Annotated in this window: 13 protein-coding genes; 3 read left to right on the top strand and 10 right to left on the bottom strand. The window is 57.7% G+C overall.

Translation table 11 applies throughout. The features are described 5' to 3' along the window. Positions 1–19: 19 nt before the first annotated feature. From VG146_00930 to pilM, 7 genes are read right to left on the bottom strand one after another with little or no spacing between them, the layout of a single operon-like run. A complete protein-coding gene (locus VG146_00930) occupies positions 20–2,920 on the bottom strand; it encodes a hypothetical protein (protein ID HEV2390903.1) in 2,901 nt (966 codons plus the stop codon). A 32-nt stretch (positions 2,921–2,952) separates the two neighbouring features. After that, complete coding sequence (locus VG146_00925) at positions 2,953–5,301, bottom strand: Ig domain-containing protein (protein HEV2390902.1); 2,349 nt, start codon at positions 5,299–5,301, stop codon at positions 2,953–2,955. 20 nt (positions 5,302–5,321) lie between these two features. Then, a complete protein-coding gene (locus tag VG146_00920; GenBank protein ID HEV2390901.1) occupies positions 5,322–7,271 on the bottom strand; it encodes a hypothetical protein in 1,950 nt (649 codons plus the stop codon). A 21-nt stretch (positions 7,272–7,292) separates the two neighbouring features. After that, positions 7,293–10,049, bottom strand: coding sequence for a hypothetical protein (locus VG146_00915; protein HEV2390900.1), 2,757 nt, complete (start codon positions 10,047–10,049; stop codon positions 7,293–7,295). Positions 10,050–10,099: 50 nt separating this feature from the next. Next, entirely contained in the window at positions 10,100–10,945 is an 846-nt protein-coding gene (locus VG146_00910; GenBank protein HEV2390899.1) for a hypothetical protein, read from the bottom strand. A gap of 1 nt (position 10,946) precedes the next feature. Beyond that, positions 10,947–12,086 (bottom strand): Amuc_1100 family pilus-like protein, encoded by a 1,140-nt coding sequence (locus tag VG146_00905; GenBank protein HEV2390898.1) that lies wholly within the window; start codon positions 12,084–12,086, stop codon positions 10,947–10,949. A gap of 1 nt (position 12,087) precedes the next feature. After that, on the bottom strand, positions 12,088–13,989 hold the full coding sequence (gene pilM, locus VG146_00900) for a type IV pilus assembly protein PilM (GenBank protein ID HEV2390897.1): 1,902 nt from the start codon (positions 13,987–13,989) through the stop codon (positions 12,088–12,090). A gap of 696 nt (positions 13,990–14,685) precedes the next feature. Between pilM and VG146_00895 the strand changes: the two genes are divergently transcribed. Beyond that, complete coding sequence (locus VG146_00895; protein HEV2390896.1) at positions 14,686–14,967, top strand: peptide-methionine (R)-S-oxide reductase; 282 nt, start codon at positions 14,686–14,688, stop codon at positions 14,965–14,967. 103 nt (positions 14,968–15,070) lie between these two features. Here VG146_00895 and radC read toward each other — a convergent pair whose 3' ends face one another. Beyond that, the gene (gene radC / locus VG146_00890; GenBank protein HEV2390895.1) at positions 15,071–15,781 is read right to left on the bottom strand and encodes a DNA repair protein RadC; all 711 of its coding nucleotides are present in this window, start codon (positions 15,779–15,781) and stop codon (positions 15,071–15,073) included. Positions 15,782–15,911: 130 nt separating this feature from the next. Here radC and VG146_00885 point away from each other — a divergent pair, with 130 nt between their 5' ends. After that, positions 15,912–16,295 (top strand): hypothetical protein, encoded by a 384-nt coding sequence (locus VG146_00885; GenBank protein ID HEV2390894.1) that lies wholly within the window; start codon positions 15,912–15,914, stop codon positions 16,293–16,295. A 157-nt stretch (positions 16,296–16,452) separates the two neighbouring features. Here VG146_00885 and hflX read toward each other — a convergent pair whose 3' ends face one another. Further along, a complete protein-coding gene (gene hflX, locus VG146_00880; protein ID HEV2390893.1) occupies positions 16,453–17,751 on the bottom strand; it encodes a GTPase HflX in 1,299 nt (432 codons plus the stop codon). A 171-nt stretch (positions 17,752–17,922) separates the two neighbouring features. On the opposite strand from hflX, the gene VG146_00875 reads away from it, so the two are divergent. Beyond that, the gene (locus VG146_00875) at positions 17,923–18,648 is read left to right on the top strand and encodes a hypothetical protein (GenBank protein HEV2390892.1); all 726 of its coding nucleotides are present in this window, start codon (positions 17,923–17,925) and stop codon (positions 18,646–18,648) included. A 34-nt stretch (positions 18,649–18,682) separates the two neighbouring features. Here VG146_00875 and VG146_00870 read toward each other — a convergent pair whose 3' ends face one another. Beyond that, on the bottom strand, positions 18,683–18,877 hold the full coding sequence (locus tag VG146_00870) for a hypothetical protein (protein ID HEV2390891.1): 195 nt from the start codon (positions 18,875–18,877) through the stop codon (positions 18,683–18,685). Positions 18,878–18,996: the final 119 nt, after the last annotated feature.

Here is an 18,996-nt window from a genome sequence, read left to right as displayed (position 1 = left end):
TTCATTTGCCCCGCTGTCCCTAAGGTTGCTTGCCCTCGATGCGCACGCGGTAATAGCGGCTCGACGCGGCCGTGGCGTCCAGAACCGTCGCCTTCCCGGCAATCGGGCCAAAAACAAAATTGGTGAGCAGTTGCCAATTGGCGCCCGCCAACGAGGTCTTGTAGAAGACGTAATTGGTCGAGTTGGCCAGGGTCTGCCAAGTCAGCACATTGGCGCGCGGCGAATTGGTCGCCATCACGCTGAGGTTAAGCTGGCCCGGCACCGGGATGGGGGCCGGGTCGATGCAGTTGGGGATGCCGTTGCCGTTGGAATCAATAGTGCAGCTCTGCACCAGCGCGCGGTTGAACGTGTAGGTAATGCCGCTGGGATAGGTGATATTGGTCGAAGAATAAGCCCCGGCATAGCTGGAAACCCAAACCAGCCGCCCGCCGTTCTTGCCGTTGAGCTTCTCGGCAATGGACTGGCCATTGACAAGGGCATCGGCGAAATAGACCGTCATGTTCGGGTCGATATCGAGGTTGGGGAAGTTGCCGGCAGCGTCCCGGTTGATGGCCGAGCCGCTCAGGGTCAGCACATCGACATACAACGCGTTCTGGGCGCCCGTCGCAATGAAATGGAAGGCGCTGTTGGTCCCTCCAAAGAGCATCAACTGGCCCACTGCCCCGTTGTTGAGGTAACCCGAGGGCGACGCCCCGCGGTCTTCACCCGCCCAATAATTGAGGGTCTCGGCAAAATCCGGGGCGGAACTGAAGACAATCGTGCCAAGCAAGTCGCCGGTCGCCGGTTTTTGATGGAGGCTGAACCCGTTGCCGGCGAACCACTGGTTGCCATTGAATGGGCCGCCGTCGGTCATGGCGCCGCTCACGGTCAGATCGATGCTGCCGCCGGCAAAGATCGAGTAGTTGCTCACGCTCAAGTTGTCCGAGTTAATGCTGACCTGGCCATTAAACGCGTCGAACGCGCCGCCGGAGAGCACCGCGGTTTGAGATTGTTGCAGGACGATTGATCCCTGGAAATCCTCGAAAACCCCGCTGTTCTCGAAGTAATTGGCCCAGATCAAGACTCCTTGGTTCGTAACGCCCCCGTGATTCACAAAGGCCTGGTAAGGGATATCGACCGTATTGGTGTTGTAAGGCGGTTGGGTGCGCGAGCCGCCGAAGTAAGCCGCGTTGAATGTCATAATATCACCCCAGTTGGTCAGATACTGCAGGCCAGGTGTGGCCGTGGACCATAGGATATTATCGTTCAGGATGTTCAAGGCGCCGTTGGGATTGAACGCGCTGGGGTCATTGGTGGCCAATGTGACGCGTTCGGCATTGAGCAACAGGTTCGTGGTCACGTTCAAGACATCATTGATGACCAGGTTGTTGGGCGCGCCCGAGAAATTCGTCACCGCCAGGTTAAGAGTTTGAACGAGAGCTTGGGAAGTCGGACGCAGCAGGCTATCAACGAACAGCACATGATAGCCATTGGTAATGCTATTCACCACGTTGGTCCAGCGCCCGCTCCATAGGTCGCAAGTCCCCGAGGGATGCGTGAGGAAGGGGACCAGGATATTCGTCACATTCAGAACCCCATTAGTCGTGCGCAGGTAAAGGTCGGTGGTTGGGCTCGAAATGATGGCGTTGGGGCTGCCACGGAAATGATTTGTGGCCCGGAGGAGCAGGTAATTGAGCGACGAGATGCGGCTGCTGTTTAATTTCAGGGTGTTATCCGCGGTGATTTCTATCCGGCCAGCCATGTTAGTCGCATTCCCACCGGCGACGTCTGTTGCCAGTTCGGTTCCTGGGATAAAGATACCTTCGTACGCGGCGTATTGGTTGGTAAGGGAGGTATTGCCAAAGAGGTTTGGCAGCAAGCCGGCCACCGCGGGCGCCAGGTTCGTGTTGTAAGGCGTGCCTGTGACGAAATTATAGTTCATCGGTCTGTAGGTCGGGATTGGATAGGCTGACTGGGGATTGATATCCCCATTAAGAACCACGCCGATATTGGTCACCTCGCCGAAATTGTCAGTGAGGTACATAAAATTGGTCTGAAGAGAGTGGGTCGGCCACACGGGGCTTGCCCACTGCCATTGCACCGCGATTTCTGCAGGGGTGAAATAAACCGAATTTACAAAACTCGGGTCCAGATTGCTCAGAAACACCACCTGAACAAAACGGTTTGAATTGACCGTCCCCGAATCATTGACATACACGACCGCGTTCGGCGCGAAGACGATGGTATTAAAGACGAGGTATTGTCGATTGGTGACGGTGTGAAAGGGGGTGATGTCATTGAGCAGAGCGGAGGGGACCATGGCATTGGTAGCGGTGTCCGCAGCCCAATAGCCGTCCAGGATGCCCGCATTGAATGTGCGTCCAAAAAGGACATTGGTGCCAAAAACAATCGAGGTGGTTGGATTGACCATCGACATCTCGCCGCGGCTCAAGTCGATGTTCTGCCCATCCATTTTCAGAAGGCTGCTGGCACTCATATTAATCGTGCCGTTATTGACGATGTTCGTCGCCCTGATGAGGAACCTCGAATTGCCAGTCAGATTTCCAAAAAGCAGACCCGGTGCCAGGATGAAGGAGAAGGTGCCGTTGACATCGATGACGCCGTTATTAATACCCCCGGCCAGGTTGGCAAAACTCGATGCCATTGTCGGCTGCCCCACCGCGGTTGGGAATGTCTGCAGATTGAATCCCGGGAAGCCGCTCATGAAGCCTTGGTTGGTATAATTGAGGGTGTCGGCGGTCTCGAACAAGTCGCTGGTGTCGATGACGAACGTGGCGCCCTGATGGTTAATAAATGTCAAGGCATCAATTTGGGGAGCGGTGGAGACCTGACCCCAGTTCTCCCAAATCTGCGAGGGTTGGCCGATGGCGCCGGACACAAGCCCCAGCACCGTTACACCGGCTAAAAACTTCTGCTTCATAAAATTGTTGAATTCGGTTGCTCTACAGTCCGCTAGGGATCGGGAGTAATATTAATGCTGAAACTCCGGTCCAGGTTGCGGCCAACGGCATCGGTCACGCGAATGATAAAGTCGTAGAATCCAACGGTTGTTGGTGTGCCGCTGATGACCCCCGAACCGTCTCCAGGGTTGGTAATGAACAGGCCCGGCGGCAACCCCGGCGAACCCGGCGCCAAAGACCACGAGTAAGGAGCCTGCCAATTGGGGGTATAACCCACCGTTTGCAACTGGCCCAAATAGGCGGTTCCCAAGGTTCCCGGCGGCAAGGCCGAAGGAGTGACCTGGATCAAGACCTGGTTCTCGAGGTCGCTGACACTTACGTCATTAGGATATATCACTGGCGTATTGGTCGAAGCATCAAAGGAACCCCAAATATATATGGGAATCTGTTCCACTTCCGTCAGATAAGCATTCGTATTGACGAGCCCGAAGTTGATGAACATCGGACCGACTTTATTGAAGATAAAGGTGGTTCCCGCTGGAGCCCCTGTTGCCGGTTCAATGGTGCCAGGCCCGGCTAACCCAAGATATTCGCTATTTGTATTATACAAAATATCGCGCCGCACAGCAGGAACAGTCGGCAGGGCGTCCGGCCCCGCCACGGTATCCTGGGCGGTCAGCAGGAAATCGGGCTGTGTGACCACCCGCCGGACCCGCAAGGGAATGATGGCGTTATTGGTGACCGTGTTGATCGTGTAGTCGTTCGTTATCGGATAGAAGAATCGCGTCAGGAGTGAATCATAGTCTCGGCGGATAAACGTGATTTTCTCAATGCCCTGCCGCAGCGAAACGTTAGTGGGATCGCACACCACCGGATATATGACAAACGTGTGATTCGTGAAATAAGTGATCAGGTTTTGGGTGTAGGAGAGGAGCGTCCCCGCATTGGTGAAGCCCAGGGCGTTGGTGCTCACAAAGGTATTGGTGGCAACAAAAACGACATTGGTGCTGGACACGACATTGGTCAGTTGCGAGCTAACAATGCCAATATCGCAGAGGTTGGTCGGCAGGATTACATAGTCTCCCACCACCCCGTTGGTGATGTAGCTCTGATCGAAAACGTTCGTGGTGATAAACGTGCTGCCGACCGGCCCCCAGGCCATGTTGGAAGCCCCCACGCTGTCGGTCTCGACAGTCACCCATTCCGGGCTGTTCGGCCTGGTGGGTGCATTCAACAGCGGTTTAGCCACCCACCCGTTGGCGGTCGGCAACAGGCGCAAGACGTTGCCGAAGGTATGGATATAGCGCGTCGCTACGGAAGGGGTCGAGTTGGTAAGAAAGGCCAGGTGCGCAGGGGTGCCGGCGGGGTCCCAGGGGAAATTGGTAAAATAAGCGGTGATGTTGGTGGTAAAGATGTTCGAGAAGAAATTGCTCGTCGAAAGGATGACCAGGTTCGGGTAGAGGCCCTGGAGCGTTGGCGCGTCGTTAGTGATGGCTTGCGCCGCCAAGAGGCTCAAGTTCGAACTGACCAGCAACTGCGGAACGTAATTGGTCTCGAGGGTCAATGTGCCGGGGCCCGCATTCTCGACATTCATGTTGTTAGCGCGGAGCAGATAACGCAATCCGCCGACGTCGTCGCGCGTTATTCCCGTGTAGAACAGCCCGTAAGGAGAGAACAGGAAGCTATTGCCGAAACCGAAAGTTGACGCCACGGGCGTAAAGGCGTTCGCATCCGGGTCCACCGAAAACGGAAAGGTCACGGCGATGTATGGAAAGTTGGCTGGGGCAGTGCAGTACTCGGCGATTTGGTAGGAATAGAGAATATTATTGACATAGCTGCTTGGTTTGAGTTGATCGACTGAGGTGCCGAAGGCGGAATCGAAATTGCGCTTGATTATGATATATTCTTCACCGAAGGGGCAGGTGCCCCCAGGGATTAGGAAGCGGTCGTGCAATGTCCATGTAAACCGGATCGGCTCAGCCAGACCCATCGATTCGATCAGCAGCGACATGACCCAGGACTTGAGATCGAACATGTACAAGGACTCCGCCTTATAGTTTGTTCGCTTCGTTTCAAGAGGGAATTCAGACAGATCACTGCTGTAGCTCGAAACGTTTGTCAGGCTATTGAAAACGTTAAATGCTTTATCCACCTCGGCCAGGCCGTTGGACCCGAAATAATCCAGGAAGTTGGCATCACAGGTATAATAAAGGACCGGCATATTGCGGCGGTACTCCTCGCCAAGATTCTTCGGGGCGCCGATATCACCGGGCAGATTGTATCCGATTTCCTGAGTCTGGTAAGGTTCATTAATAGGTCCCAGCAGCGCGAAGCCGAACGAGAGCTGGGCGCCGGCTGCCAGAAGGGCCAGGCAGGTGATTTGCTTCAATAATCGCAACATAGAAAATGGGGTCATGGCCTTCAGCGCAAGCGCAGGATGCGGTAATAGGCGACGTTGTTGGCGCCCACAAAGAGCGAGTCGGCGGCGCCGGCCGCGAACCTGGGATTGCTCACATTGGTCCAGTTGAGAAGGTCACCTGAACTCTGGACCTGGTAGATCATGCCCGGCTGGGGGTTCCAGGTCAGGAAATAGCCCTGTGGCGATGGCGCCAGGCCCACGTGCAACCACGTGCTCGGGTTGGTGGGGTTGCCGCCGCTCAGAAAGACTTGCACCAGCGTAGGGCCCCCCGGGCTCAACGGGGCGCTGGGCGACGGCCAGTTAAATACATTGACTGACCCGCCGTAATAAGTGGACATCCACTCGAAGGGGATGCCGCCCCAGCTATAGCCGCTCCAGGTCGAGCCGCTGGTTGCCGGCGAGAGGGGCGAGCGGCGTCCATCCGCGACAACATAGGCGACCTGGAATTTATGGGTGCTGCTGGTACCCAGGCCGGCGAGCGTCCACATATTGGTCGCAACCGAAACGGCGGGTGACACCGCGCCGTCCACATAGACCTCATAATGATCGATGGGCAGCCCCGGCTCGAACGGCCAGCTCACCTGGAGTTGGGGCTGATAGACGCCATTGCTGAAAGTAAAGGGCGCATAAACAAAGGGCGCGTTCATCGGCAGCAGCGGTTCGGCATTATTGATGTAACGCTGCGCGTAGAGGTCGAAGCTGCCGACCCCGCCGATATAGCTGGTCCAGACCGCCAGAAACCGCCCATTCCCGTCAGAAGCGACCGCCGGGTGCATCTGCTGGGCAATGGCGGTTGTATTGACCTGGAATTCACCGCCGATCTTGGCTGATGTGTTGTTGAGGAACTGTCCAAAAACCCCTTCGCGTGAACCGTCCTGGCCCAGGCTGGTCCAGACGATAAGGTAATCGCTGCCCAAGGCGCTGATTTGGGGGATATACTGGTCGCCGATCAGGTAGGTATTGACTGTGGTAACGAGGCCGCCGGCCCCTGTCGCAGAAAATGGCCGGGCGAAAATATCCCAGCTATAGGCCTGGATCAGGGTGTTTTTCTGACCCCAGGTCACCATGAACCCGCCGTCAGTGCCGGCAGCTACCCGTGGATTAGCGCAAACATAGGAATCGGTATTGACCAGGATTTCACCGGTAGTGGGAGTGCCGTTGGCGGAGTAAATGCGGGCGTAGATATCGACGCTGGGAAGGTTCGTGGGGGAATAGTCCGCGCCGCTGCTTGGGCTATCCACCGGCCCGCTGCGTTCCTGTTCAGAGACCCAGACCACGACGAAGCCGCCGCCGCTGAGGGCGGCCACCGAGGGTGTGCGCTGGTTAAAGGCAGTAAAGAGATTGACCAGGAACTCACCGCCAATCTTCTGGCCGGTGGGTGAGAGCATCTGTCCATAGACATCCTGCATGCTATTGGTGTCTTGCTGGTTCATGCTGCCATACACAACCACCACGTTCCCATTGGCTAAGGTGGCCAGGGCAGGATTAAGCTGGCCCTTGTTGGTGATCGAATTAACCAGGATGTCACTCGAACTGAGCCAGGTGTTGCTGGTTGAAAGAAACCGCGCGTAAATGTGTTGAAACCCCAGATTGCCTCCCTGCCATACAAAGGCCGCCCCGCCATTGGACAGCAAAGAGGCCTGCGGACGTTCCTGGTCGCCGACCTGGCCCGCATTCACGCGAAACGGAGAGAGGACCCCCGAGAAACTGCTGTCCAGCCGCAACGCGCTAATCCCCAGCCCAGTGGGGTCAGTAATATTGTCTTGCCAGACCAGGAACCCGCCGTTGGTGGTCAGGGCAACTGCCGGATGGACCTGGTCGCCAGGCAAAGCGCCCGCGATGGCATATTCGCCGCCGTTGGTCGCATAGGTGCCCTGGGCAAAAACGCTGCCACAAATGCCTATACCTAATGAGAGGCACAGGAGGGCCTTAGGAACAAAGCGCAATGACATAACTAGACATCTTTCTCTGCGTTACTGCGGCAGGGGGACAATAGGCTTTTGGACCGGGATGGCGGTTTGAGCAAAAGGCATTTCTTCTTCAGAATGCGCGCGGTTGCCCGCCGGGTCGATAATAGTGGGTGTGACGAAAATCATCAGGTTCTTCTTTTGGCTCGACGTGGATTCGCTGCGGAACATCCGGCCCACCAGCGGCAGGTCGCCTAGAACAGGCACCTTGTCTTTTAGCTTGGTCACATTTTCAGCAATCAAGCCGCCCAATACCACCGTCTGGCCGTCCCAGACAATGGCCGAAGTGGTCACCTGCCGGATGCGGAAGCGGGGCAAAGGGAGCGTGGCGGTCAACGGGAGAGCCACGCCGCTGCCGGCGCCGCCGCTGGATACCGATTGGACCTGCGGCACAAACGCGCCGGGATCGTCATAACCAATAAACTCGGCCAGCGTCGGGATGATGGTCATCTGGATGGTAAAGCCGTCTGCCGATACGTAAGGGATGACGTCCAGGGTCGGGCCGAACGGCAGCGTCTCGGTGGGATAGCTGACCTGCGAACCAATCACTCCTGCCCCGCCAATCGCGCCAGCCCCGGCCCCGATGCCGCCGACGCCGCCGCCGAAGCCGCCACCAGCCGTCTGGCCCAGCGATGTCCCAATGACAATCGTCCTCAAATCAACCACCATAACCTCGGTCTGGCGGCCGCTCAGGGTCGTCACCGAGGATTCACTGAGCAAATCAGACCCATCGCGCTGTTCGAGGGCGCGAATCACAACTCGGAACTGCGGGTCCGTCAGGATGCCGCTCAAGGTGCCGACAGCCGGGATGGAGGCGTTTTGCGAGCCGACCGTGTTGCGAAGGCCCGAGGTGAGCAGTTGGGGCACGTCATTCGGCGCCGGATTCGGACTGGCGGGGAAAGAGCCCAAGGGGTTGGCGGTTGTGGGGGCGCCGTTAAAGGCCGGGGCCGAGCCGCCCTGGAAGCCGAGCGCCCCGTTATTCATTAAGGTGTTGCCCAAAAACCAATCGAAGCCCAATGCCCGGCTGTCGTTCTGGGCAACCTCGACGAACTTGGTTTTGATGTTGACCTGTGGCGGGGCGATGTCGAGGGCCTGGACGGCGGTCTCGATCGTATCCAAATCCTGCAAGGTGGCCCGCACAACCAGCGTGCCTTCGCGGTCATTGAAGAAAATGCTCTTAGGCGGATTGAGGTCTATGCCCATCGTCAGGAAGAACTGGCGCACCATGGCTTGGACGAAGGCCATGTTATTCGTGCGCGTCACTGAGGAGAGACCGCCGGCCCCCCCTACTCCGCCCCCGCCCCCAATACCTCCTCCTCCGCCAGGCGCGATATTGACGCGTGGCACCGTGAGCAGGCCGCCGCCAGTGCCGCCGCCAATGCCGCCACCACCACCCCCGATACCCCCGCCAATGCCGCCGCCACCGCCAATGCCGCCGGCTCCGCCTGCGCCGCCGTTGCTGGCTTGGGCAATCGAACCCCAGTCAAACCCGACAACGTTCTCGAGGCCTTGCTGAAAGGTGTTCGGGTCCACTTTGATGAACCGAACGTAAAGCGGCGCGGCCGTATCGCGCGTCTTCAACGAGAAGACCACCGCATAATCCTCGATCGAGTATTTAATTGGGCGATCCGCCACTTTCTCAATCGCATCGAGGACCTGCCCCAGGCTCACATCGTGCAGCGCCGGAACGATCTTAATCGAAATCTGGCTCATATCCACTGACTCCGGCGGCGCGGCCGCGGCAGCCACGGGCAAGCCGGTGGTTGGATCGATAGCCCCCGGGGCGGCCACACCTGCCCCGCCGCTGGTGCCGACATCGACGTTCTGATTGACGATAAAGTTAATCCCACGCTTTTCCGGGTCGCGCCTCAGCGCTTCATCGCTCAGCAACCGCACCACTTCCGTCAGCGGCAACCCGTCATAAGTGACGGTATCCAGGTGGATGCGGTCGAGTTTGGCATAAATGACTTGGCGGCTGGGGCTGGTATGAATGAGGTTTGTGCGGGCATACAAGTTGGGCACCGGCAGCTTGTCGCGATTGGGGGGCGTGTACCAGGCATTCTCGATATCCACGATGGCGGTGCGGGAGGCAATATCCCGCTTATTGAGCGCCTCCTTGAACCGCGCTTCGTTGATCAGGTTCAGATAATAATAAGCAGCCTGATTTTGCGGATCGATTTTGGTGGCTTCTTCGAACTTCTTGCGCGCCTCATCCATTTTGCCCATCTCAAACAGCAGCTTGCCATCCTGGACAAGGGTGCCGGCGCTGACTTTCTCCTTCATGATAATCGGGACCTGGCTCTTGGTATCGTCGTCTGGAATCCGGCCCGCCTGCTCGGCCAGGAGCTTTTGGTTGTTGCGTTTGAAGCTCAGGGCGTCGGCGTTCGAGGGGTCCACGCGGAGCACGTCATTGACCTGCACAGCGGCCTCTTTAAGGTCGCCGCGGCGTTGGGCCTCTCGGGCCAACTCGAGACGGACGGTGGCCAGGCCCGTGCGGGCATCGGCGGCCTCGGCCTCGACGTTGGCGCCGATTTTCTGCACCAGCAGCCAGGCATCGTCATAGAGCTTGGCGGCGGTGACCAGGTCGTGGCGGGCCTGTGCTTCGCTGGCAGCGGCCAGTTTCTGGCGCAGGGTGATGCGCCCGGCCTGGCGCATGACCGCTTCATTGACGGCGCTTTCTTCAGCGGGCGCCTGGGCGTGGACAACCGCCGCGGCGGCGAAGAACAAAGCAAGACCAATGGGGAGGGAGGCTGATTTCATCATGGGGTTTACAGTTAGGTTCAGTAAATAGGAGGATAAATCTTACATCGGTTTTAGGGTGAGGCGCTGGCTGAAGCAGCGGTCACGGGCGCGGCGTTGGTCGGGTTGGCCGCGATGGTCCATTTCTTCCCGTTTGACTTGGCGGCGAGCACGACCTCGCGGGGGTTGATGGCAACGACGTTGTACTCTTCCCCGTTAAAGGCCAGCGGCGGCGAGGTCCGCACATTGGGGCGGCAGTTTTCCCAATGTTTCTTTTCAGGTTCATACCGCAAATCGGCCATGTAGCCCTCAATGCGCTCAAAGGGTTTGTTGGTGCTGATGGCCGCCGTTTCCCCTGTGTCTTTGAGCTTTACAATCACCTGCGGGTCATCCGGCTTGCCCTTGACTGAAAGCATCTCGAAGGTCTTGTTCTGGGTAGGCGGATTGGTGGTGCAATAGTCCTGGGTCTTGATCTTCCGCGCGCCGTAGGCCGCCGGCTTTTCAATTCCAATGATGTACTGGGGGCTGCCTCCGGGGTCCGCCGGCGTAATCGAGTCCAGCGTCAGCTTCATAAACAGCGGCGTGATGCTGACAATCGTCAGCGCGCTCGGCCCTACTTTGTCCTGGGGGACCAGGTGGCCATCCGCCGTTTTTTGCCATGGCATGGGATTAAAAAGGCGATTGGGCGGGCCCAGGTCGAGACTGACCGGCATGGCGACACTCTTGAGGGCTGCTTGCGCCATGCTTAGGTCCAGGTTGGTCAGCGGCTCGACTTTGGGATGCAGCACGCTGGTCTTCATGTCCTCGAGGCGCTGCTTTTCGTTGGCGATAACAAACGGAAGAAAGGCCACCGCAACTGCCAGGCCCAATAACACCACCCCAAGCAGGATTTTTTCAAAATGTTTCTTGAGAAAATCCATCTTATTTCGAAGGCAGAAGTTTCATCACGTCCAGTGCGAGCGTTACCTTGAGCTCTTTTTCATCCAGAACGGTGGGCAAACCGCCTTTGCCCCCCGGCGCTCCCGCCTGCGGGGCTGCCCCTGTGGGAGCATAAACCGGCGGCGGCTGATAAACCGGCGGTGGTGCTTCTGTGGCCTGCAGCGGGCGATAGGGAATACCACCCAGGCTGGCGCCTCCGCCACCGCCGTAACGGTCTGCAAGGCTGGGGCCGCCGCCGCCATACCGGTTGGCCGGCCCGGATGCCGATATCCCATAGCGCTGGGCGATCCTCTGTTGTTCTGACATTGCATCGTAAGCCGGCGCGGCATAACGCTGGATGTACTGGGCGACTGGACCTCCGGGCTGTTCGGATTCAGCCTGTGCCGGCGCTCGCTCGACATTGATCGTTTTAACGATCAGCGCGTTGGAGGAACTGGCAAATCCAGCCAGCACATGCGCCAGCTCGGCGCTGAAGCATTTAAAGGTCAATTCATAGGGCGAGAGCACCGCCATGTCATTGGTGGCTGACTTATCATACAGGTAATCGCTCTGCGGACCGCTGGAATCGTCGCTCGAAACCCGCTCGCGCCGGATGTTGTCGAGCGAATTGACCTTGGCGGCGAAGAGCACTCCGCAAATAGTTTTGATCTCCCCGAGCTGAACCGCCAGCGGGCTCAGCCCCCCGGCCACAAACGACACTTTCGATTTCTCCGCTTGGAAAGAAAAATTATAATCCGGCGGCAAAATGACGCTGGCGTTGGTGGCATCCTTTTGCAGCTCGTTAATGGCCAGGCTGAGGGCGACTGTAAAATCGTGGTCATTGATATTGGCCTCATTCGGAGTCGGAGGGATGCGCTGGAAATAGCCCCGCGCCTTGGAAATAATATCCATCAGCTCTTTTTGCTGGTCCTTGGCCGTCTGGATATTATTGATCTTGTCATTGCCAGGGTGCGGCTTTTGGGTATTGAGACGGCGGAGTTTTTCATAATCATCGTTCAGGCTCTGAACGATCTTGTTGTTCTCGTCCCATTTCGAATAGAGATACCAGCCGGCCAGGCCCATCAACCCCACCGCCAGGATGCTCCCGATGAAAAAATAGAGGTTGCGCTTGATCCAGGACATACTAGAGGTGCAGCGGGCGTCTGAGCCCAACTATCAGCGGGAAGGTGAAAGTGCCGGTCGCCTGGTCGTCTGCGCTAATCGGTCCGTTGTCGTGCGTATAGGTCGGGTCCGGATCGAAAATGGGGTTGTTCCTAAGCTCATTCAGGACGGCATAATAGATTTCCTTGTTCGCCTCGGCCGAAATGGGGGCAAGGCTCACCGCGCGGAAGGTGATGGTAATCGAGGAAACGTCATTGGTGTCGCCCTTCTTTTTGACGACCCCCGGAGTGGCCGAGGCGGTGGTGGTATCGGGTGTGACGGGGGTGGGCGCCGCCGCGCCCCGGTGGGCGTAGGGGCCCAAACCATACCGCTGCATGATCTTCATCCGGGCGATGGCGTCGCTGTCGGACATCGGAGCGGGGGAATTGTCGCCCCCGGCCATCTCCTCGCCTGCCCGCGGGGTGGCCGTGATGAATTGCTCGACCCAGATGCCGGTGTCGGCCTGGTACCGGTTTTTCATGCCCGCCTCAACCTTCATCAGAACCCCGCGCAACTGAGTGAGCACTTCGGGCCAGTACGAACGGTCGTCCATCCATTCAACCATTTGATTGGCCTCGTTCTGTCGCTTCCTGAGAGCGCCCAACTCCTGTTCGAGTTTTTGCTGTTTGCCCTCGGCGGGCGCGATCTCCGTTTCCAACGCCTGCAGCGCGTCGTTCTTGGCCTTCGCCAGCGTGCCGAACAGCAGCCCAATAGCGGCGATAACCGCCACCATGCTGAAGACCGTCGCTATCAAATACGGCTTTTTCTGGTTGAAACTTTGCCACTTGAGCGTGCTCTCGGGCATCAGGTTGAGCTCGACCGGGCAGTGCGCCAGGTTGCGCAATCCCAACCCGACCACCTCGCCCAGCGAGTGGGCCACCCGCGCCAGGTCTTCCAGGTTGATGGTGGGGTCAATTTGAATGTTCCGCAGCGGATTGAAATACTCGACCGGCACATTGAGCTTTTCAGCAAAAAACTGCGCCGTGTAGGGCATGATCGAGGCCCCGCCCGACAGGAAAAGCCGTGCTGGCGCCGAGCCGCCCTGCTGGCCCCTGTAGTACTGCATCGTCTGATTGACCTGGATGTGCAGCCGTGTCATGAATTGACGCGCAATTTTCGAGATGGCCGCCTGGTCCTGGTTCTCAGGCTCTTCGTAAGCGCCCCCCAGGCTGACAAAGCCCTCGTCAATCTTGATCTTCTCGGCCACATCGAACTTCTTCTTGGATTCGTTGGCGAAATCCTGCGTAATCGAATTGGCCCCCAGGTTAATGCTGCGGGAAAAGACCTTGCCCTTTTCGAAGAAGAGCAGGTTGCTGGTCTTAGCCCCGATGTCCAGCAGCACCGTGCAGTCTTCCAATTCGCCGTAGTTGTAACGGAAGGCATTGCACAAGGCGGCCGGCGAGACGTCGCACAATTGCAAGCGCAGGCCCGCAGCCTCGGAGACCCGGAACAGCCCCTCGACGATGTCGGCCTTGATGGCCACTAGCAGCACTTCCAGCTCGCCACCGGGCGTCGAGCCCAGAATCTGATAATCCCACACCACCTCTTCCAGCGGGAAGGGCACGTTCTGCTGCGCCTCGTACTGGATGATCTGGGTCACCTTGCCCGCATCCACCGGCGGGAGTTTGACGAATTTGGAAAAGACATGAAACCCGGGCGCGCAGACGTTGACGATTTTGGCTTTGATCGAACGCTCGGCCAGCATTTCCTGCAGCGCCTTGAGCACCACCGCTTCACGCGCCGTCTCCTGCGCCCCTTCGGCCCCCAGGGATTTGAGGCCGTATTGTTTCAAACGCAAGCCGCCCGCTTCGTTGATCTCGAACTCAGCCAGCTTCAGGCTGCCCGCTCCGAAGTCGATCGCCAAAAATGATTTGGTATTCAGCATGTGCTGTTGTGGCTTGCCGCCAACACGTTCTCGCCGCCTCGATACCCGTTCGGGTCTGCAGGCAGCCCGTGACGGTTATCCAAATTCCAACTGTGGGTCAAACACAAAAGCAAAAAATCAAGCGCTCCAAAAAAATTCGCCCCCTTCCCGCCGCCCTTCTTGGGAACCAACCTGGGAGAATTCCGCCCGCCGGTACCCTCTCCCCAATAGAGAGGGCACGGCGAGCGAGGGGTTTTCGGAGAACAGATTGTGCCCGCGCGCAGAAATAAAATCCCCTTCTTCTCCGCAGAGAGGGAAGAGGAAAATCTTCCGACCCACCGCTCGATTTGGCCCGCGTCACTGCCGCGCATACTCTCTATCAAAACAATTTTATACGACCTGCGTGTGGGCCTCAGCGAGAGAAATCTATTCGATTGACCCGGAATCTTCCTTGTTGCCCGCAACTCAACCCCGGGTATCACTCGCGACTTCTTTCGTTTCCGCGCATCACTCATTTGCAGCCCCACTGGCGGTTCTCAAATGGCGGTTCGTCGTCATCGGGTTCGCAATTCTAATTTAGCGGGCGGCTTGCGGGTTGTCAGTCAGGAAACCCTGGAATGCGTTGTAAGGATTCTGACTACAAGCCCGTTTTCAATCCTGCTCAAAACCTGCTCCTCGCAGGGGAGCTTTTTCAAAAGACCCGCGCTATTGTTCGGCATGCGCCAGATATACATTCTGCGATTGGCAGGGGTGCTGCTCGCGCTCTTCGCGCTGACCAGTCACTCGCGCGCCGGTTCTCAGCCGACCAACGCGCCCCCCGGCTTTTTCGTTAATACAAATTTCCAGAAACCTTCTCAGGCTGAGTTGCAAAAAGAGCTCACCCCGATGCAATACGCAGTGACTCAACTGTCCTCCACCGAGCCCGCTTTCGGAAATGAGTATTGGAACAATAGAAAACCTGGAATTTACGCGGATGTAAGGCATTATGAGAGCGCCTGACCCTCGGAATAAGCTCTGCTCTGCAATGACCCTTCCCCCGCTCGACGTCAAGGGTTCGTCCCCGGGTCTAGCGCCGGCCAAAAGGCGCGCCAACCGGTTGAACTTACGAATAAAAATAACCCAACTCTCGAAGCGAAACGTAATCCCTGGGCCGCTCCGCTGAGGCGCGACCGAGAATGACGTGGTCCAGCACTTCGATCTTCAATAATTGCCCGGCGCGGATCAGGTCGCGCGTCACTTTGATGTCGGCTTCCGAGGGTGTTGGATCGCCGCTGGGATGATTGTGCGCCAGCACGACCGCCGCGGCGTTGGCGGCGATGGCCGCTTTGAATACCTCGCGCGGATGCACCAGAATCGTATCCAGGGTCCCTTGTGTAATGTTCTCGACCCGGATGAGCCTGCGCCGCGTATTCAAGAGCAAGACCTGAAAATTCTCCACCTCGTATGGCCGATTGTCCTCCCGAAGCAGTTCGGCTATTTTGTCCGGGCTGTCCAGCGTGGGCGACTCGTGGCGCATCTCTTTGGCCATCCGCCGCGCCAGGCTAAAAGCCGCAACGAGCGTCACCGCTTTGTCCCGCCCAATCCCCTTGACCTGGCAAAGGTCCGGGAGCCCGACACGCGAGAGATTATCCAGCGTCTGGTACTTCGACATAAGTTCCTGGGCGATCCGCAGGGCCGAGCTGCCAGCGGTCCCGGTCCGCAAAAGGATGGCCAGCAGGTCGGAAGATTTCAGAGCATCAGGACCCTCGGCTGCCAGCCGTTCGCGTGGCCGTTCGTTTTCGGGCAGTTCCTTCATCAGCAACCCTCGGCTCATAGCCGGAACTCTACCCGCGACTCGCCGGAAAGCGCCAGAAGAAATTATTTGGAATCAAAAAACATTAATCGGCCTTCATCCGGTTTACGTCTATGATGACACTGGCGTTGATTACGACGCCCTCAATGCGATGACCGCCATGACCCCACTGGATGCGAGCCCCGATGGACCGAGCCCGCTCTACGGACCGACGGACCTTTACCTGTCCATTTTGATCGACACAAACAATCCCGATCAATTTGATCTTGAACTGCACAACGTCACTTCAACGAACCTGTATGAACTGCTTTTCAAGGCCAACATCACGGATTCCGAATGGGAGTTCGGTCAAATTGCCGTGCCCGACCCCTCGACCAACAATCTGTGGTTTCTGCCTGTCAACAATGACGCGCCTCAAAAATTTTTCCGAGCGGCAAGCGGCAATGGATACGTTTCAGTCGGCATTTACCCTTATTTCGATCCCATGCGCGGCAGAGGCGGGGACGGCTCGTCTCCGCTGTCACCGGGCGAATGAAAACCATCCACTTGTGGGCGATTCAAAACCGGGGGCTCTCTGAAGTGAGCGATTCACATCACTGATTGCCGAAGAACCTCCGGTTAATGGCGTTAATGGGGACCCACGGAGTCCTCTCTCCGAACCGGAGATGAGGATTCGCGGGATCTCGTCGCTCCTAGGCCGTCTGCAATTCCCGCACCACAAAAGGCGCAAACTCATCCCGCGCGTGAGGGGGGATGCGCGCCTTGAAACGGGCGTAATCTCCATCGTAATGACGTTCGACCACTTGAGCTACCTCGTGCAGCCGGGCTATCACACCCGCCTGCCCGTGGGGCACTGATAATTCGATGAATTCGCGCAGAGGCCTCAATTGGCTGCCCAACTGGGCCAGCAACTCAGAAATGCCCTCGCCGGTGACCGCCGAGATAGCAACGGCGCCGGGATGCCCTTCGAGCAACCCGCTCAGAACACCGCGGTCCCCGTTGAGTTGGTCGATCTTGTTAAATACCATCAGCGTCGGTTTGCCTTCGGCGCCAATCTCGTTAAGGACTGCATCGACCGACTGAATTTGTTCACGCGCCTGTGGATGGCTCACATCGACCACATGCACCAGCAGGTCCGCCTGGACCACCTCTTCCAGTGTTGCCTTGAAGGCCTCGACCAGGCCGTGCGGCAGTTTGCGGATAAACCCCACCGTATCGGTTAAAAGCACGTTTTGGTTTGTAGGCAGACGCAGCCGGCGCGTGGTCGGATCGAGCGTTGCAAACAGTTTGTCTTCGGCGAGCACACCCGCCCCGGTCAAATGATTGAGCAACGTTGATTTGCCGGCGTTGGTGTAGCCAACAATCGAGGCCAATGCCCAATGATTGCGCTGGCGCGCCTGGCGCTGGGTCGAACGTTGCCGGCGGACCACCTCAAGGTCGCGCGTGATGCGCGCTATCCGGTCCTGCACGCGGCGCCGGTCGGTTTCCAATTGCGTTTCACCCTCGCCGCCGCGCATCCCGATGCCGCCTTTTTGCCTGGACAAGTGGCCCCAAAAACGCGTCAGGCGCGGCAGCAGATGCTGCAGTTGGGCCAGTTCAATCTGCAATTTGCCTTCCCGTGTGTGGGCGCGCTGCGCGAAGATATCCAAAATCAGCGACGTGCGATCCAGCACTTTGCAATGGAAAACCGCTTCCAGATTCCGGCTTTGGGCGGGGGACAATTCGTCATCGAAAATAACGGTATCCACATCGGCCCGGCGGCACTCTTTGGCAAATTCATCGGCTTTGCCCTTGCCGATAAACGTGGCGGCGCACGGGGCGGCCATCTTCTGCAGGCCATCGCCGATGACTTCACCCCCGGCAGTTGTGGCCAACTCGGAAAGCTCCTCCAGAGAATCGTGTGTGTCCCATCCGTTCCTGGACTTTAGTTCGACTCCAACGAGAAAAACTCGTTCCGTTCTGCGGTTCCTTGTCTCGATCAGTGCTTTCAATTCAGCGCGTCTGGGCGTCTCTCTTTCGTTTTATCGTTGCTTATCAGAATAGCACAATTCCGGCCAGGAGAAAGCAAAAAGGGCGAGGCATTGAGGCATTCGACCCAGACCCACCGTGCTTGCGACCCCGCCGCTCCATCGCTATGCTCCAGTGAATACTCGCTTCCGCGAATGAAGCAAAATGAATCCACAGTCACGCTGCCGCCGGGGGTCAGTCTTCAGCGCGTCGGCCAGGTGCTGCTGGAGGCCTGGGAAGTGGGCGGCAACCAATGGAATGATTCGCCTCTACAGCTCCAGGAAGCTGGGCCGGGAAACTCACCGCCTCCCCTGCCCCAGGACGCTTTGGAATTGTTCAAACTCCTGGCCGAACGGAAGGTATCCTATCTGCTGGTCGGCGGCATCGCCATGCTCACTTACGTGCAAGGCCGGAATACCCGAGACGTAGATTTGCTTCTGTCTGTGGAAGCCCTCAGCGCAGTGCCGGAGCTGCACATCGAGGAACGAGCGGACTTTTTTATTAAGGCAAGTTTCCGCAGTCTGCGGGTGGATTTGCTGCTCACGACGAATCCACTGTTCAAGCTGGTGCAGGAGCGGTTTGCCACCATGCACCGGTTTGCCGAAAGGGAAGTGCCTGCCGCCACTGTGGACGGTTTGCTGGTGCTCAAGCTCTATGCGCTGCCGTCACTTTATCGCCAACTCGACTGGGACCGCGTTTACCTTTATGAGAGCGATGTCAAGCAGTTGCTCGCGCGCTATCGTCCGAACCTGGAGCCGATTTATGCCTTGCTGGCGCATCACATCCTCGCGAGCGACTTACGGGAGCTGCAAAAGATGATTGCTGAAGCCCAACAGCGACAACAAAAGATGGGCCGACGGCCCCGCACCGGGGAAACCTGACCCTCAGAACTCAACCGCCACGGGCGCGCTCCTGTTATGCCGTCAAGATGGCCGCCTCCGGCTCACATTGCTCCCGCCGCGCAGCAATGTCCCGCGCAATCGCCATCAATTCGTCCGGAGTCAGTTCATCCTCAAAAATCGCAAAACCGGGACCGGTCATTTTCACATACAACCGCCGCGCGCCGACTTCGTAAATCTCAATCGCGGCGGGCAATTCCTGCTCGTTCATATGCTCCATAATCGTTGCTCACGAGGAAACTGCAACTATGAGTTATCCAAAGCTTATTCACGAAGTTATTCACGACCGCGCTTGACCGCCGGAGCATTCCGCACTGAACTCCGTCCAAC

Source organism: Verrucomicrobiia bacterium, assembly GCA_035946615.1.
GTDB lineage: Bacteria > Verrucomicrobiota > Verrucomicrobiia > Limisphaerales > UBA8199 > DASYZB01.
Note: the sequence above shows the minus strand (reverse complement) of the source record. Positions and strands in the feature narration are given on the sequence as shown.

What these genes read in the sequence shown, in the direction of transcription:
- radC (HEV2390895.1), bottom strand. Translation starts at nt 15,781, where the DNA reads ATGAGCCGAGGGTTGCTGATGAAGGAACTGCCCGAAAACGAACGGCCA.
- VG146_00910 (HEV2390899.1), bottom strand. Translation starts at nt 10,945, where the DNA reads ATGGATTTTCTCAAGAAACATTTTGAAAAAATCCTGCTTGGGGTGGTG.
- VG146_00920 (HEV2390901.1), bottom strand. Translation starts at nt 7,271, where the DNA reads ATGTCATTGCGCTTTGTTCCTAAGGCCCTCCTGTGCCTCTCATTAGGT.
- pilM (HEV2390897.1), bottom strand. Translation starts at nt 13,989, where the DNA reads ATGCTGAATACCAAATCATTTTTGGCGATCGACTTCGGAGCGGGCAGC.
- VG146_00870 (HEV2390891.1), bottom strand. Translation starts at nt 18,877, where the DNA reads ATGAACGAGCAGGAATTGCCCGCCGCGATTGAGATTTACGAAGTCGGC.
- VG146_00875 (HEV2390892.1), top strand. Translation starts at nt 17,923, where the DNA reads ATGAAGCAAAATGAATCCACAGTCACGCTGCCGCCGGGGGTCAGTCTT.
- VG146_00915 (HEV2390900.1), bottom strand. Translation starts at nt 10,049, where the DNA reads ATGATGAAATCAGCCTCCCTCCCCATTGGTCTTGCTTTGTTCTTCGCC.
- VG146_00885 (HEV2390894.1), top strand. Translation starts at nt 15,912, where the DNA reads ATGACCGCCATGACCCCACTGGATGCGAGCCCCGATGGACCGAGCCCG.
- VG146_00905 (HEV2390898.1), bottom strand. Translation starts at nt 12,086, where the DNA reads ATGTCCTGGATCAAGCGCAACCTCTATTTTTTCATCGGGAGCATCCTG.
- VG146_00895 (HEV2390896.1), top strand. Translation starts at nt 14,686, where the DNA reads ATGCGCCAGATATACATTCTGCGATTGGCAGGGGTGCTGCTCGCGCTC.
- VG146_00930 (HEV2390903.1), bottom strand. Translation starts at nt 2,920, where the DNA reads ATGAAGCAGAAGTTTTTAGCCGGTGTAACGGTGCTGGGGCTTGTGTCC.
- VG146_00925 (HEV2390902.1), bottom strand. Translation starts at nt 5,301, where the DNA reads ATGTTGCGATTATTGAAGCAAATCACCTGCCTGGCCCTTCTGGCAGCC.